Origin of the sequence: Streptomyces sp. MP131-18 (genome assembly GCF_001984575.1) — a bacterium.
GTDB classification, from domain to species: domain Bacteria; phylum Actinomycetota; class Actinomycetes; order Streptomycetales; family Streptomycetaceae; genus Streptomyces; species Streptomyces johnsoniae.
Genome location: NZ_LZNS01000001.1, coordinates 6,339,967 through 6,353,148 on the forward strand (window position 1 = coordinate 6,339,967; position 13,182 = coordinate 6,353,148).

Here is a 13,182-nt window from a genome sequence, read left to right on the forward strand (position 1 = left end):
CGTCGCGTCGCTGGCCGCGGATCTTGCGGCGGCCGGCAGTACCGTCGACGTACTCTCCTGCGATGTCGCCGAACGGGACGAAGTCGGGGCTCTGCTGGACCGGATCTCCGCCACAGGACCCGAACTGTCCGCCGTCGTGCACTCGGCCGGGACGGCGACCGGCGCGCTGGTGGTGGACACCACCGCCGCCGAGCTGGAGGCGGTGTCCGCGGTGAAGGTCGGCGGGGCGCTGCATCTGCACGAGCTGACGCTCGAACGGGGCCTGGATCTGGACGCGTTCGTGACGTTCTCCTCTGGCGCGGCCGTATGGGGCAGCGGCATCCTCGCCGCGTATGGCGCGGCGAACGCGGCGCTGGACGCGCTGGTGGCGCGGCGCCGGGCCGCGGGCCTGGCGGGTACGTCCGTGGCGTGGGGTCTGTGGGGTGGCGGCGGTATGGGCGCCGGCGAGGCCGGCGAGCAGCTCAGCAGCTACGGGCTGCGCCCGATGGCTGCCGAGCGCGGTATCCAGGGCCTGGCCCAGGCGCTGGACGACGGGGAGGACCAGCTGGTCGTCGCCGATATCGACTGGGACCGCTTCCTGCCGACCTACACCGTCTTCCGGCCCAGCCCGCTGCTGTCCACCGTGCCCGAAGCCATCCGCGCCAACGCCGCGGAGGCCGAGAACGAACAGGAAGCGGAGACCTCGATCGAGGCCGCCGCACTGCGCAAGCGGCTCGCCGCGGCGCCGTCCCCGCTCGAACGGGAGACGATCCTGCTCGACGTGGTCCGCGAACACGCCGCCGCCGTGCTCGGTCACACCGGCGCGGCGGCCGTCCAGCCGGACACCACCTTCCTGGAACAGGGCTTCAACTCCCTGTCGGCCGTGGAGCTGCGCAACCGGCTCGCCCGGGTCACCGGCCTGCGCCTGACCGGCCCGATGATGCTCGACCACCCCACCCCGACCGCGACCGCCGCCCACCTCAGGGAGCTGTTCGCGACGGACCAGGCAGGGGAGGGCGGCACGGACCAGCCCGCCCCCCGCTTCCTCCTCCCCGCCGCGCCCCAAGCCGACGGGCCCCCGGCCGGTCCCCCCGACCCGCGCGCCGCGGCTTCGAGTTCCCTGACGGCCCTCTACCTGCGGGCCCACAGCTCCGGCCGCGGGGCCGACGCCATGCGGATGATCACCGGCCTCGGCGCCTTCCGGCCCTCCTTCACCAGCCCGGAGGAACTGGCGGGCATCCCGCCCCTCGTACCGCTCACCCGCGGTCCCGAGGGGCCCACGCTGATCTGCCTGCCGTCGTTCGGCGGCACCGCCGACGCGCAGGAGTTCGTGCGCCTGGCCCACGGCTTCCGCGGCAAGCGGCAGATCCTCGCCGTCACGGTCCCCGGCTACATCCCCGGCGAGCCGCTGGCCGCCGGCCCGGACGCGCTGCTCGACCTCTACGCCGGAACCGTCCTGGGCAGCCCTGAAGCGGCCGCGGACGCGGGCCCGTTCGTACTGGTCGGCTACTCGTCCGGTGGGGTGACCGCGCACGCCCTCGCCGCCCGCCTGGCCGAACGCGGCCGCCCGCCCGCGGCGCTGGTGCTGCTCGACACGTTCACGCCGGACAGGGCAGGCGTGTCCGACGAGGTGATCTCCGAGCTTCCGGCCGCCGTGCTCGCCAACAACGTCGGCGCGGACGGCATCGGCGGCGACGACTGGCTGATCGCCTGCGGCCACTACTACGACTTCGACTGGCGCGCCCACCTGCCGCACGCCGCCGGCCTGCCGACACTGCTCATCCGTCACGCCGACGGCGACGACGGGGCGGCCGACTTCGTCCAGGTCCCGTGGGCCTACTCGGGCGACGTCACCCCGGTGGCCGTGCCGGGCGACCACTTCTCCATGATCGGCTCCCGCGCCGAGACCACCGCGCTGGCCGTCGAATCCTGGCTCGCCACGCGCTTCACCGCCACTCAGGACAGGGACGATGACTGACCAACAGGAGCAACAGGCCGGGCGGCACCGCCTCGCCGTCGTCGGCGCAGGCGTCATGGGCACCAATATTTCCGCCCTCGCCCTCGGCCACGGCGTGGACGTCACGCTCGTCGATGTCGAGGACGCGATCCTGGCCTCGGCCGGCCGGACGATCCGTCACAAGCTCAAGCACGCCCAGCTGATGAAGGCCCTCCCGGCGGACCGCCCCCGCGGCACCCTGGTCACCACGACCTCGCCGGCCGACCTCGCCGACGCCACCACCGTCATCGAGGCCGTCGTGGAGATCGCCGAGGTCAAACGCAAGGTGCTGACCGAGGTTTCGGAGCTCGTCGCGCCCGGCACCCTGCTCATCTCCAACACCTCGTGCATCCCCGTCGACGAAATGGCCGGCTGGGTCGCCCGCGGCGACGAACTCGTCGGCGTGCACTTCATGAACCCCTCCTACCTGATCAAGATGGTGGAGGTGATCCGCGGCACCGCCACCAGCGAAGCCACCATGACCGCGGTCGGTGACCTGCTGACCGCCCTGGGCCGCGACGCGCTGGTGATCAACGACGCTCCCGGCTTCGTCATCAACCGGCTGCTGCACCCGCTGATCAACCGGGCGGCGATGCTCGTGCAGGACGGCGTCGCCACCGCGGAAACCGTGGACGGCCTGCTGGAAGGCTGCCTGGGCCACTCCACGGGACCGCTGCGCACCGCCGACCTGATCGGCATCGACAACCTCGTCGACTCGCTGCGCGTGCTGCACGACCGCACCGGCGACCCCGAATGCGATCCCTGCGAGCTGATGCTGCAAAAGGTCCGCGACGGGGACCACGGCCGCAAGACGGGCCGCGGCTTCTACGACTACCACTCAGCTACGGAAAGGCACACACGATGACTGCCGTGCAAGGCGGTACCGACGGCGCCACCGTCGAGAAGGAGCTGACCGCCTTCCTCGCCGAGCAGACGGGCACCGAGCCCACTGCCGACCAGGACCTCTTCGCCACGGGCGTCATCTCCTCGATGTTCGCCCTGCAACTGGTGGTGCACCTGGAGGACGAATACGACATCGAGATCGTCGGCCCCGAACTGTCCATGGACAACTTCCGCAGCGTCCGCACCATGTCCGCGCTGGTACTGCGCCTCCAGGACGCCGACACGGGCAGCCGGGACGAATGAACGTCGACACCGCCGAGATCGACGCGCTCGTCGGCGACGGGCCGGCCGCCTGGGACGCCGCCGGCCGCATACCCGTCGAACTGCTGCGCCGGCTCGGAAAGATGGGCGTGCTGTGCGCCGAGGTACCGGCCCGCTTCGGCGGGCCGGGCGCCGACAGCCTCGCCAACGGAGAACTGACCGCCCACGTCGGCGCCCTGTGCAGTTCGCTGCGCAGCATCATGACGGTGCAGGGCATCGCCGCCGCCACCGTGCGCCGCTTCGGCGACCGTGAGCAGCGCCGCCGCTACCTCGGGCAGCTGACGGACGGCGGCCTGGCGTGCGTGGCGTTCAGCGAGCCGGGCGCCGGCTCGGACCTGAGCGGCATGGCCACCCGCATCCGCCCGGCCGCCGACGACACCGGCGACCTCCTCGTGTCCGGCGAGAAAATGTGGATCACCGGCGCCGCCTACGCCGACGTCCTCGTGGTCTTCGGCCTGCACGAGGACGCCGGCTCTGCCGCGATGGTCCCGGCCGACGCCCCCGGCGTCCGCATCGAGCCCGTTCAGGACCCGCTGGGCTGCCGCGCCGCGACCCACTGCCGCGTCGTCCTCGACGACGTCAGAATTCCCGCCACAGCCGTCCTCGGCGGCGGCCGTCAGCCGCTCCCGCTGCTGTTCACCACCGCCCTCTCCTACGGCCGCATGTCCGTCGCCTGGGGCTGCACCGGCATCCTGCGGGCCTGTCTGGCCGCCGCCACCGCCGACGCCCGCACCCGCGAACAGGGCGGCGCCCCGATCGCCGAGCACCAGCTGGTCGCCCGGCACCTCGCCGAGCTCTACACCTCGGAACGGATCGCCACCCAGGTCTGCGGCCACGCCGCCGAGCAGTGGGACCGCGGCGCCCCGGACGCGGCAGTGGCGGCCGTACTGGCCAAGCAGGTCGCCGCCACCCACGCGGCGCGCGGCGCCGCCACGGCCGTCCAGGTCCTGGCCTCCCGCGGCTTCACCGACGGCCATGTGGTGGCCCGCGCCTACCGGGACGCCAAGGCGATGGAGCTGATCGAGGGCAGCACCGAGATCTCCCAGCTGATCCTGGCCCGGCACGCCCTCGACGTCCTTTGACGGGCCGCTGCCGTGCACCCCACGAGCCCACCACGACGCAGTAGTAGACGCCCTCGAAGGAGAGACCCGTGTCCGACGCTCCCACCCTCGTGAAATGCCTGGTCTGGGACCTCGACAACACCCTGTGGCGAGGCACCCTGCTGGAGGACTCCGAGGTCGCGCTGCCGGATGAGATCCGCCGCACCATCATCGAACTCGACGCCCGCGGCATACTCCAGGCCGTGGCCAGCAAGAACGACCACGACCACGCCTGGGAGCGGCTGGAACAGCTCGGCGTCGCCGAGTACTTCGTGCTGCCGCAGATCGGCTGGCACCCGAAGTCCCAGTCCATCAAGGAGATCGCCGACCAGCTGAACTTCGCGATGAAGACGATCGCCTTCATCGACGACCAGCCCGCCGAACGGGCCGAGGTCGCCTACCACCACGCCGAAGTCCGCTGCTACGACGCCGACCAGGCGGCCGAGCTGACCGGCCTGCCCGAGTTCAGCCCCGCCGTCGTCACCGTCGACGCCGCCCGCCGCCGCGACATGTACCAGGCGGGCTTCCGCCGCACCGCGGAGCGCGAAAGCTTCACGGGACCCGACGAGGAGTTCCTGCGTTCCCTCGACCTGGTCATGGAGATCAAGCCCGCCGACGAGGGGGACCTGTCCCGCGTCGAGGAACTGACCCTGCGCACCAGCCAGATGAACGCCACCGGCGTGTACTACTCCGACGCCGACCTGCGCGCCCTGATCGCCGACCCGGGGCACGAGGTCCTCACCGTCACCCTCACCGACCGCTTCGGCCCGCATGGCGCCGTCGGCGTGATGCTGCTCGGCTACCACGAGCGGGTCTGGCACCTGAAGCTGCTGGCGACCTCCTGCCGGGTGGTGTCCTTCGGCGCGGGCGCCGTTCTGCTCAACTGGCTGATCACCGAAGCGGCCGAGTCCGGCGTCCACCTGGCCGCCGACTTCCGCCGCACCGACCGCAACCGGATGATGGAGATCGCCTACCGGTTCGCCGGTTTCACCGGCGACGCGTGCGACTGCCTCGCCGAGCTGCCCGCGGAGACCGCGCCCGACCGCGCGGACATCGAGTTCCGCCACCTGGTGGCCGAGCGCCGCCCCGGCCCCACCACCATGAGCGTCGTGGGCCCCGCCCTGGGGGCCGAGGACGCGGCGGGAGCCGCCCTCGCCTGACCACCCGCGCCGCCGACCCGCCCGAGGACCCTTCGCCGAGGGACCTCGGGCGGAGCACGTGGGGGAACGTCAGGGGCGGCCCAGGATGCCGCGGTCGTATCCGACCGCGACCGCCGCGGCCCGGTCCTTCACGCCCAACTTGCCGTAGACGTGGGAGAGATGCGTCTTGACGGTGGCCTCGCTGATGAACAGCTCGGTCGCGATCTCGCGGTTGGACGTGCCCCGGGCGACGAGCGCGAGGACCTCGCGCTCGCGGGCCGAGAGCGTCTCGCCGATGGGCGCGGCAGGGCCGCGCACGGCGCTCAGCAGCCGGGAGGCGATCGCGGGGGAGACGACCGTACGGCCCGCCGCCGTGGCCCGCACAGCGGCGAACAGCTCCTCGCGGGGCGCGTCCTTGAGCAGGTATCCGGTCGCGCCCGCCTCGATCGCGGGGATCGTGTCGGTGTCCGTGTCGTAGGTGGTGAGGACGAGGACCCGGGCGCGGGAGCCGCGGCGCGTCAACTCGGCGATGGCGTCGACACCGTTGCCTTCCGGCATGCGCAGGTCCATCAGGACGACGTCGGGGTCGAGGCGCAGCGCGAGGCCCGTGGCCGCGGCGCCGCTCGAGCACTCCCCGAGCACGGTGAAACCGGGGGCCGCGGTGAACATGGCGCGCAGCCCGTCCCGTACGACGGGGTGGTCATCGACGAGCAGCAGCGTGATGTCAGTCATGTCGTCACCACACTACGCGAGTGAGAATCGCGTACTCCTCGGCGTCCGGTCAATACCGAGGAACGAATCCGGTGGCCGGGACGCATGGCGGAGGCCGCCGCCCGTCGGGGGCGGCGGCCTGTGCCGGAACGTGGGCGTGCCGCCCTCACACGTCGAAGTACAGCTCGAACTCGTGCGGGTGCGGGCGGAGTTGCATCGGGGCGATTTCCTTCTCCCGCTTGAAGTCGATCCACGTCTCGATCAGGTCGGCCGTGAACACGCCACCGGCCTGGAGGTACTCGTTGTCCGCCTCCAGGGCTTCGAGGACCGCGGGGAGCGAGGTCGGGACCTGCGGGAGCTCGGCGTGCTCCTCGGGGGCCAGCTCGTACAGGTCCTTGTCGATCGGCTCGGCCGGCTCGATCTTGTTCTTGATGCCGTCGAGACCCGCGAGCATCAGCGCCGAGAAGGCGAGGTACGGGTTCGAGGAGGGGTCGGGCGCGCGGAACTCGACGCGCTTGGCCTTCGGGTTCGACCCGGTGATCGGGATGCGCATGGCGGCCGACCGGTTCCGCTGGGAGTAGACCAGGTTGACCGGGGCCTCGAAGCCGGGCACCAGACGGTGGTAGGAGTTCACCGTGGGGTTGGTGAACGCCAGCAGCGACGGTGCGTGCTTGAGGATGCCGCCGATGTAGAAGCGCGCGGTGTCCGACAGGCCCGCGTAGCCCTGCTCGTCGTAGAACAGCGGCGTCCCGCCCTGCCACAGGGACTGGTGGACGTGCATGCCGGAGCCGTTGTCGCCGAAGATCGGCTTGGGCATGAACGTCGCGGTCTTGCCGTTGCGCCATGCCACGTTCTTGACGATGTACTTGAACAGCATGAGGTCGTCGGCGGCGGCGAGCAGCGTGTTGAACTCGTAGTTGATCTCGGCCTGGCCCGCGGTGCCGACCTCGTGGTGCTGGCGCTCGACCTTGAGGCCGGCCTCGATCAGCTCCAGGGTGATCTCGGCCCGCAGGTCCGCGAAGTGGTCCACGGGGGGCGCGGGGAAGTAGCCGCCCTTGTAGCGGACCTTGTAGCCGCGGTTGCCGCCCTCCTCGATGGCGCCGGTGTTCCAGGCGCCCGCCTCGGAGTCGATGTAGTAGTAGCCGGCGTTCGACTTGGTCTCGAAGCGGACGTCGTCGAACACGTAGAACTCGGCCTCGGGGCCGAAGTACGCGGTGTCCGCGATGCCGGAGGAGGCCAGGTACGCCTCGGCCTTCTTCGCCACGTTCCGCGGGTCGCGGCTGTACGCCTCGCCCGTGATCGGATCGTGGATGAAGAAGTTGATGTTGATGGTCTTGTCCTTGCGGAACGGGTCCACCCGCGACGTGGACAGGTCCGGGACGAGCGCCATGTCGGACTCGTGGATGGCCTGGAAGCCCCGGATCGACGAACCGTCGAACATCAGGCTCGCGGTCGGGTCGAAGGTCCCGACCGGCACCGTGACGTGCTGCATGATGCCCGGCAGGTCGCAGAATCGGACGTCGATGAACTTGACGTCGTTGTCCGCGATGTACTTCTTGATCTCGTCGGCGTTTCGGAACATCCGGTGTCCTCCTAGTCCCGGCCGGAGGGGGCCGGGAACGTGCAGCTCGGGGATGACCCAGTGCGTGGGCCTGCCGGGGCCGACCCTAAGGACAGGCCATTTCTCAAGGATGACCCGTTTGTTTCGCCACTGTTAACCGGACTTCTCATCTGATACCGCTGACGACCCGCCCGGGCGGGCGCGCTACGGTTGAGGCGTGGACAATCGGCAGGCACTTGGCTCATGGCTCTCCGGGCCCCGCGCGGCGGCCGAGGACATGGGCATCGACTTCGGTTACCGCGGACAGCGGCTCGGCCTCCCCGAGGAGGGCCCCGGCTCGGTGGCGCCCCTGGGCAAGCGGGTCGGCGCCATTCTCGTCGACTGGGGGCTCTGCTTGCTGATCGCATACGGTCTGCTCACCCAGGAGCCGGCCTCCGTCAGCAACTGGACCCTGATCGTCTTCGTCGTGATGACCCTGATCACCGTCGGGACGCTCGGCATGACGCCGGGCAAACGGCTGTTCCACCTGCGGGTCATCGCCCTCGACGGGCAGCGGCTGAGCTTCCCCCGCGCCGCGCTGCGGACCCTGCTCCTGGCCCTGGCCATCCCGCCACTGGTCTGGGACCGCGACACCCGCGGCCTGCACGACCGCCTCGCCGGCGCGGTCCAGGTCCGCACCTGAGGGGCCCTGAGGGACTTCGAGGGGCCGGGGCCCAGGTTCAGGTCCGCGTCTGAGGAGCGGGTCAGGGTCCGAGGCGCAGGTGCCGGCCCTGCGCGTGCCCGTGCCTTCGGCGTGCGCCCGGCCGGCAGCTCCCGGGACGGAGCCGCGCTTCCCGGCCGGGCGGCCCGCGGTACGCCGCGGGCCGGGCCCGCTCAGCGTCCGCGGCGCTGCACGTTCCCCTTGGGGAGACGCATGCCCTTGGGCATCGGGCCCTTCGGGAGCGGCATGTTGTTCATGAGGTCACCCATGGCCCGCAGCCGGTCGTTCACCTCGGTGACGCGCGGACCGGCGAGCACCCGCGGGAACTTGAGGATGGTGGAACGCAGCTTCTTCAGCTCCACCTGCCCCTCGCCCTTCCCCACGATCACGTCGTGCACCGGCACATCGGACACCGTCCGGTTCATCCGGCGCTTCTCGGCGGCCATCAGGGTCTTCAGCCGGTTCTGATTGCCCTCCCCGACCAGCACCACGCCGCACTTGCCGACGGCCCGGTGCACCACGTCCTGCTGGCGGTTGATCGCCACCGCGGGCGTGAAGACGATGCCGCGCTTCATGTTCTCCAGGACGGCGGCCGCCGCGCCGGGCTGGCCCTCCATCTGGCCGAACGCCGCCCGCTCGGCGCGCCGCCCGAAGACGATCGCCGTGGCGAGCAGCGCGACCAGGAAACCGAGGATGCCCAGGTAGATCGGATGCCCGATGAGGAAGCCGAGGCCGAGGATCACCGCGAAAGTGCCCAGGCCGACTGCCGAGATGATCCAGCCGATCCAGCGGTCGCCCCGCTTGGTCATCTTGTACGTCAGGGCGATCTGCTTCAGTCGCCCCGGGTTCTCGGAATCCTGTGCCTTTTCCTTCCGCGCCATGGCCCAAGTCTACGGGGCAGCACGGCGCACCGGCCCCACGGGTCGCGCGCCTCAGGTACCGGGCGCGGGCAGTACGGCGGGCTCGGCCCGCGCCGCCACCGCCGCGAGGGCGCGCTCCGCGTCGCGCCGGGCCGCCGCGCGGGCCCGGTCCTCCTGCACGGCCGCGTGGGCGTTCGCGAGGGCGGTCTGCCGCCCGGCCCGCAGCAGCATCCCCTCAAGCGCGCGCAGTGTCCCGGTCACGCTCGGGCGCACCGGACTGGCGTACGACATGGACGGCCCCTCCCCAGGCGGTCGGACAACGTGCTCCTATTGTTATCGAACGGTGTTACGGGCCCATGACCCGGGGGTCAATCCCGGTGAAAGGCTCCGTCACGCGGCGGACCGCTGCGCCACCGCCTGCTGGTACAGCCGGCCCGCCCGGTACGAGGAACGCACCATCGGCCCGGACATCACCCCGGAGAAGCCGACCTCCTCGGCCTCCTCTCGCAGCTCCACGAACTCCGCGGGCTTCACCCACCGCTCCACCGGGTGGTGCCGCGGCGAAGGACGCAGGTACTGGGTGATCGTGATCAGCTCGCAGCCCGCCGCGTGCATGTCGCGCAGCGCCTGGCTGACCTCCTCGCGGGTCTCGCCCAGGCCCAGGATCAGGTTGGACTTGGTGACCAGACCCTCCTCGCGGGCCCGCGTCAGCACGCTCATCGACCGCTCGTAGCGGAACGCCGGGCGGATGCGCTTGAAGATCCGCGGCACCGTCTCCACATTGTGCGCCAGCACCTCGGGCCGCGCGGAGAACACCTCGGCCAGCTGCTCGGGAACGGCGTTGAAGTCGGGAATCAGCAGCTCCACGCCGGTGTCCGGCATCAGCCCGTGGATCTGCCGCACCGTCTCCGCGTACAGCCACGCCCCGCCGTCCGGCAGGTCGTCCCGCGCCACGCCGGTCACCGTCGCGTACCGCAGCTCCATCTGCCGCACCGACTCCGCCACCCGCCGCGGCTCGTCCCGGTCGAGCTCGGCCGGCCTGCCCGTGTCGATCTGGCAGAAGTCGCAGCGCCGGGTGCACTGCTCGCCGCCGATGAGGAACGTCGCCTCGCGGTCCTCCCAGCACTCGAAGATGTTGGGACAGCCGGCCTCCTGGCAGACCGTGTGCAGGCCCTCCCGCTTCACCAGGCTGTGCAGCTCGCGGTACTCGGGGCCCAGCTTCGCCCTGGTCTTGATCCACTCGGGCTTGCGCTCGATGGGGGTCTGGCTGTTCCGGACCTCAAGGCGCAGCATCTTGCGGCCATCGGGTGCGACAGCGGACACGTCCGGCTCCCTACACTTTCGATTCTTCGGCGAACTCCAGCGTACGCCTGTGCTTGGGGTCCTCTCAGACCGCCCGGGGCAGCGGGTCCGCGGTTTCCAGCACACCGCGCAGATGCCGCTCCACTACCGGAATCACCTCGGTGACCGGAACATTCCGCCCCAGCTCCTGCGAGATCGACGTCACACCCGCGTCCCTGATGCCGCACGGCACGATGCGGTCGAACGAGGTGTTGTCCGGATCGCAGTTCAGTGCGAAACCGTGCATCGTCACGCCCTTGGCGACGCGGATGCCGATGGCGCACAGCTTGCGGTCCTCGTTGCGCTGCCCGGCGTTGGACGGCGCGTACTCGGGGCCGCTCAGCCGCGGGTCGAACTCCTCGTCGTGCAGCCGCGGATCGAAGTCGAGCGCCAGGCCGCCCAGGCCGGGCCGGCCGGCGCCCTCGTCCTCCAGCGCGTCACCCAGCACCCACACCCCGCTGCGGCCCTCCACCCGGGTCGTGGCCAGGCCGAAGTCGGCGCAGGCCCGGATCACGGCCTCCTCGATGCGCCGCACGTGCGCCACGACGTCCACCGGGCGCGGCAGCTTCAGGATCGGGTAGCCGACCAGCTGCCCAGGACCGTGCCAGGTGATCTTCCCGCCGCGGTCGACGTCCACCACCGGCGTGCCGTCCAGGGGCCGTTCGCTGTCCTCGGTGCGCCGCCCGGCCGTGTAGACCGCGGTGTGCTCGAGCAGGAGACAGGTGTCGGGGATCTCGTCGGCGAACCTGGCCGTGTGCACGCGCCGCTGCTCCTGCCACGCCGCGTGATACTCGACGGCCTCGGCGCCGAACCCCAGATGGACAAAGCGCAGCTCGCTCACGGCCGCGGCTCCTTCGTTTTCGTACACACGTTTCGCGTCTCGACCCCACTCTAGACCCGGGCCGAAGCCATCCTCCCGAGGCCCTCGGGCTCACACATATGGATGAATCCTCGGTCGAGGAGCCGACTAAACCGGGCAGGACCGTTACATTCACGCCGTTCCAGCCGCACAGCCGTAAGGCAGGAGACCGCACCGCCGATGTCCACGGAACGACCCGGAGGCCCGCCCTCCCCGCAGTCCGCCACACCGCGTACACCGAACCGCCAGCTCGCCGCACTCATCGCCGAGGCGGGATTCTCGCACGCCGGTCTGGCCAGACGTGTCGACCAGCTCGGCCTCGAACACGGCCTCGATCTCCGGTACGACAAGACGTCGGTCACCCGCTGGCTGCGCGGGCAGCGCCCCCGCGGTACCACCCCGGCGCTGATCGCCGAGGTGTTCACCCGGCGGCTCGGCCGCCGGCTGTCCGCCCAGGACCTCGGTCTCGAGGCCTGCGCCCCCGTCTACGCCGGCCTGGAGTTCGCCGCCAGCCCCGCCGAGGCCGTCGACATCGTCGCCGGCCTGTGGCGCAAGGACTCCGGCAGCTACGCCGAGCTGCGCAAGATCGCGTTCACCCCGGCCGGGCTCGTCGTGCCGAGCCGGGACTGGCTCATCGGGCGCCCGGACGACCGGGTCGCCCGCGGCGAGCCGCCGGAGGGCGCGCCGCCGGGCCAGGAGGCGCCGCCCGCCGCCCGGGTCCCCGAGCAGGCGCGCGGCGCCGTCCGGCCGCCGCAGCCGGGAGAGCCGGCGGCCCCGGGACGCCCGCCGCAGGCGCAGGGCGTCCGCCGCCCCGTGCCGCCGCCCGCGCGGCCGAGCCGCCTCGACCGGGTCGAACGGGGGCCCGGCCAGCGCGTCACCCCGGGCGACATCGCCGCCCTGCGCTCCGTCGCCGACCTGTTCCGCACGCTGGACCAGGCGTACGGCGGCGGCCACGCCAGGCAGGCGCTCGTGCGCTACCTGGAGAACGAGCTGGAGCCGATGCTGCGCGGCGCCTACGGCGAGCAGACCGGCCGCAAGCTGTTCTCCGCCGCGGCCGACCTGACCCGGCTCGCCGGCTGGACCGCGTACGACATCGCGGCCCACGGCCTGGCCCAGCGGTACTTCGTGCAGGCCCTGCGGCTGGCGCAGGCCGCGGGCGACCGCAGCTACGGCGCCTACGTGCTGGTCTCCATGAGCAGACAGGCGGTCTACCTGGGGCACGGCCGTGAGGCCGTCCAGCTGGCCCGCGTCGCCCAGCAGGGCATGGCCAGCTCGGTGCCGCCGGTGGTCCAGGCCCTGCTGCACAGCGTCGAGGCCCGCGGGCACGGCCTGCTCGGCGAGGTCCGCTCGTGCACCGCGGCGCTCGCCCGCGCGGAGCGCGCCCTGGAGACGGCGCGCACGGCCGACGACGTGCCCGCGTGGGCGCGGTTCTTCGACGAGGCGCAGCTGGCCGACGAGTTCGCGCACTGCCACCGCGACCTCCAGCAGTACCGGGCCGCCGCCAGGCACGCGGAGCGCTCCCTCCAACTGCGCAGCCCCGCCTACGCGCGCAGCAGGCTGTTCTGCCGGATCGTGCTGGCGAGCGCGCGGCTCGGCCTCGGCGACGTCGAGCACGCCTGCACGCTGGCCGCCGAGGCCGCCGCGCAGGCCAACGACATGCGGTCCGTGCGGGCCCACGAGTACCTCCACGATTTCGAACGGCGCCTGGACCCGTTCCGCGACGCCGCGGCCGCGCGCGTCTACCGGGAGAAGCTGGCGGCCCTGGGCTGACC

The 13,182-nt window shown here is 71.8% G+C and carries 13 protein-coding genes; 7 read left to right on the forward strand and 6 right to left on the reverse strand.

Annotation, left to right across the window (positions count from 1 at the left end; all coding sequences use genetic code 11):
- The 5 genes from STBA_RS38065 to STBA_RS28265 form a co-directional block, all read left to right on the forward strand.
- Positions 1–1,957 (forward strand): SDR family oxidoreductase (locus tag STBA_RS38065; RefSeq protein ID WP_171987808.1); only part of this gene is annotated, 1,957 nt, incomplete at its 5' end.
- Positions 1,950–2,840 (forward strand): 3-hydroxyacyl-CoA dehydrogenase family protein, encoded by an 891-nt coding sequence (locus STBA_RS28250; protein WP_077061886.1) that lies wholly within the window; start codon positions 1,950–1,952, stop codon positions 2,838–2,840. The genes STBA_RS38065 and STBA_RS28250, both read left to right, overlap by 8 nt.
- Positions 2,837–3,121 carry an acyl carrier protein gene (locus tag STBA_RS28255; RefSeq protein ID WP_077061887.1) on the forward strand — a complete coding sequence of 95 codons (285 nt, stop codon included), beginning with the start codon at positions 2,837–2,839 and terminating at the stop codon, positions 3,119–3,121. Before STBA_RS28250 ends, STBA_RS28255 begins: the two co-directional genes overlap by 4 nt.
- The gene (locus STBA_RS28260; protein WP_077061888.1) at positions 3,118–4,221 is read left to right on the forward strand and encodes an acyl-CoA dehydrogenase family protein; all 1,104 of its coding nucleotides are present in this window, start codon (positions 3,118–3,120) and stop codon (positions 4,219–4,221) included. Before STBA_RS28255 ends, STBA_RS28260 begins: the two co-directional genes overlap by 4 nt.
- 68 nt (positions 4,222–4,289) lie before the next feature.
- A complete protein-coding gene (locus STBA_RS28265; RefSeq protein WP_077061889.1) occupies positions 4,290–5,399 on the forward strand; it encodes an HAD family hydrolase in 1,110 nt (369 codons plus the stop codon).
- 69 nt (positions 5,400–5,468) lie between these two features.
- Here STBA_RS28265 and STBA_RS28270 read toward each other — a convergent pair whose 3' ends face one another.
- Positions 5,469–6,110: a response regulator transcription factor gene (locus STBA_RS28270; RefSeq protein WP_077061890.1), complete on the reverse strand. Its 642-nt coding sequence runs from the start codon at positions 6,108–6,110 to the stop codon at positions 5,469–5,471.
- A 145-nt stretch (positions 6,111–6,255) separates the two neighbouring features.
- Positions 6,256–7,671: a type I glutamate--ammonia ligase gene (gene glnA, locus STBA_RS28275; protein ID WP_077061891.1), complete on the reverse strand. Its 1,416-nt coding sequence runs from the start codon at positions 7,669–7,671 to the stop codon at positions 6,256–6,258.
- Positions 7,672–7,867: 196 nt separating this feature from the next.
- Here glnA and STBA_RS28280 point away from each other — a divergent pair, with 196 nt between their 5' ends.
- Complete coding sequence (locus tag STBA_RS28280) at positions 7,868–8,332, forward strand: RDD family protein (protein ID WP_077061892.1); 465 nt, start codon at positions 7,868–7,870, stop codon at positions 8,330–8,332.
- Between the two features lie 191 nt (positions 8,333–8,523).
- Here STBA_RS28280 and STBA_RS28285 read toward each other — a convergent pair whose 3' ends face one another.
- The 4 genes from STBA_RS28285 to lipB all read right to left on the reverse strand — a co-directional run bounded on the left by STBA_RS28285 (position 8,524) and on the right by lipB (position 11,392).
- The gene (locus tag STBA_RS28285; RefSeq protein ID WP_077061893.1) at positions 8,524–9,231 is read right to left on the reverse strand and encodes a DUF4191 domain-containing protein; all 708 of its coding nucleotides are present in this window, start codon (positions 9,229–9,231) and stop codon (positions 8,524–8,526) included.
- Between the two features lie 51 nt (positions 9,232–9,282).
- A complete protein-coding gene (locus tag STBA_RS28290) occupies positions 9,283–9,501 on the reverse strand; it encodes a hypothetical protein (RefSeq protein WP_077061894.1) in 219 nt (72 codons plus the stop codon).
- Between the two features lie 99 nt (positions 9,502–9,600).
- Positions 9,601–10,533 (reverse strand): lipoyl synthase, encoded by a 933-nt coding sequence (lipA, locus tag STBA_RS28295; RefSeq protein ID WP_077061895.1) that lies wholly within the window; start codon positions 10,531–10,533, stop codon positions 9,601–9,603.
- 64 nt (positions 10,534–10,597) lie between these two features.
- Positions 10,598–11,392, reverse strand: a complete 795-nt coding sequence (lipB, locus tag STBA_RS28300) for a lipoyl(octanoyl) transferase LipB (RefSeq protein WP_077061896.1) — start codon at positions 11,390–11,392, stop codon at positions 10,598–10,600.
- Between the two features lie 198 nt (positions 11,393–11,590).
- Here lipB and STBA_RS28305 point away from each other — a divergent pair, with 198 nt between their 5' ends.
- A complete protein-coding gene (locus STBA_RS28305; RefSeq protein WP_077061897.1) occupies positions 11,591–13,180 on the forward strand; it encodes a regulator in 1,590 nt (529 codons plus the stop codon).
- Positions 13,181–13,182: the final 2 nt, after the last annotated feature.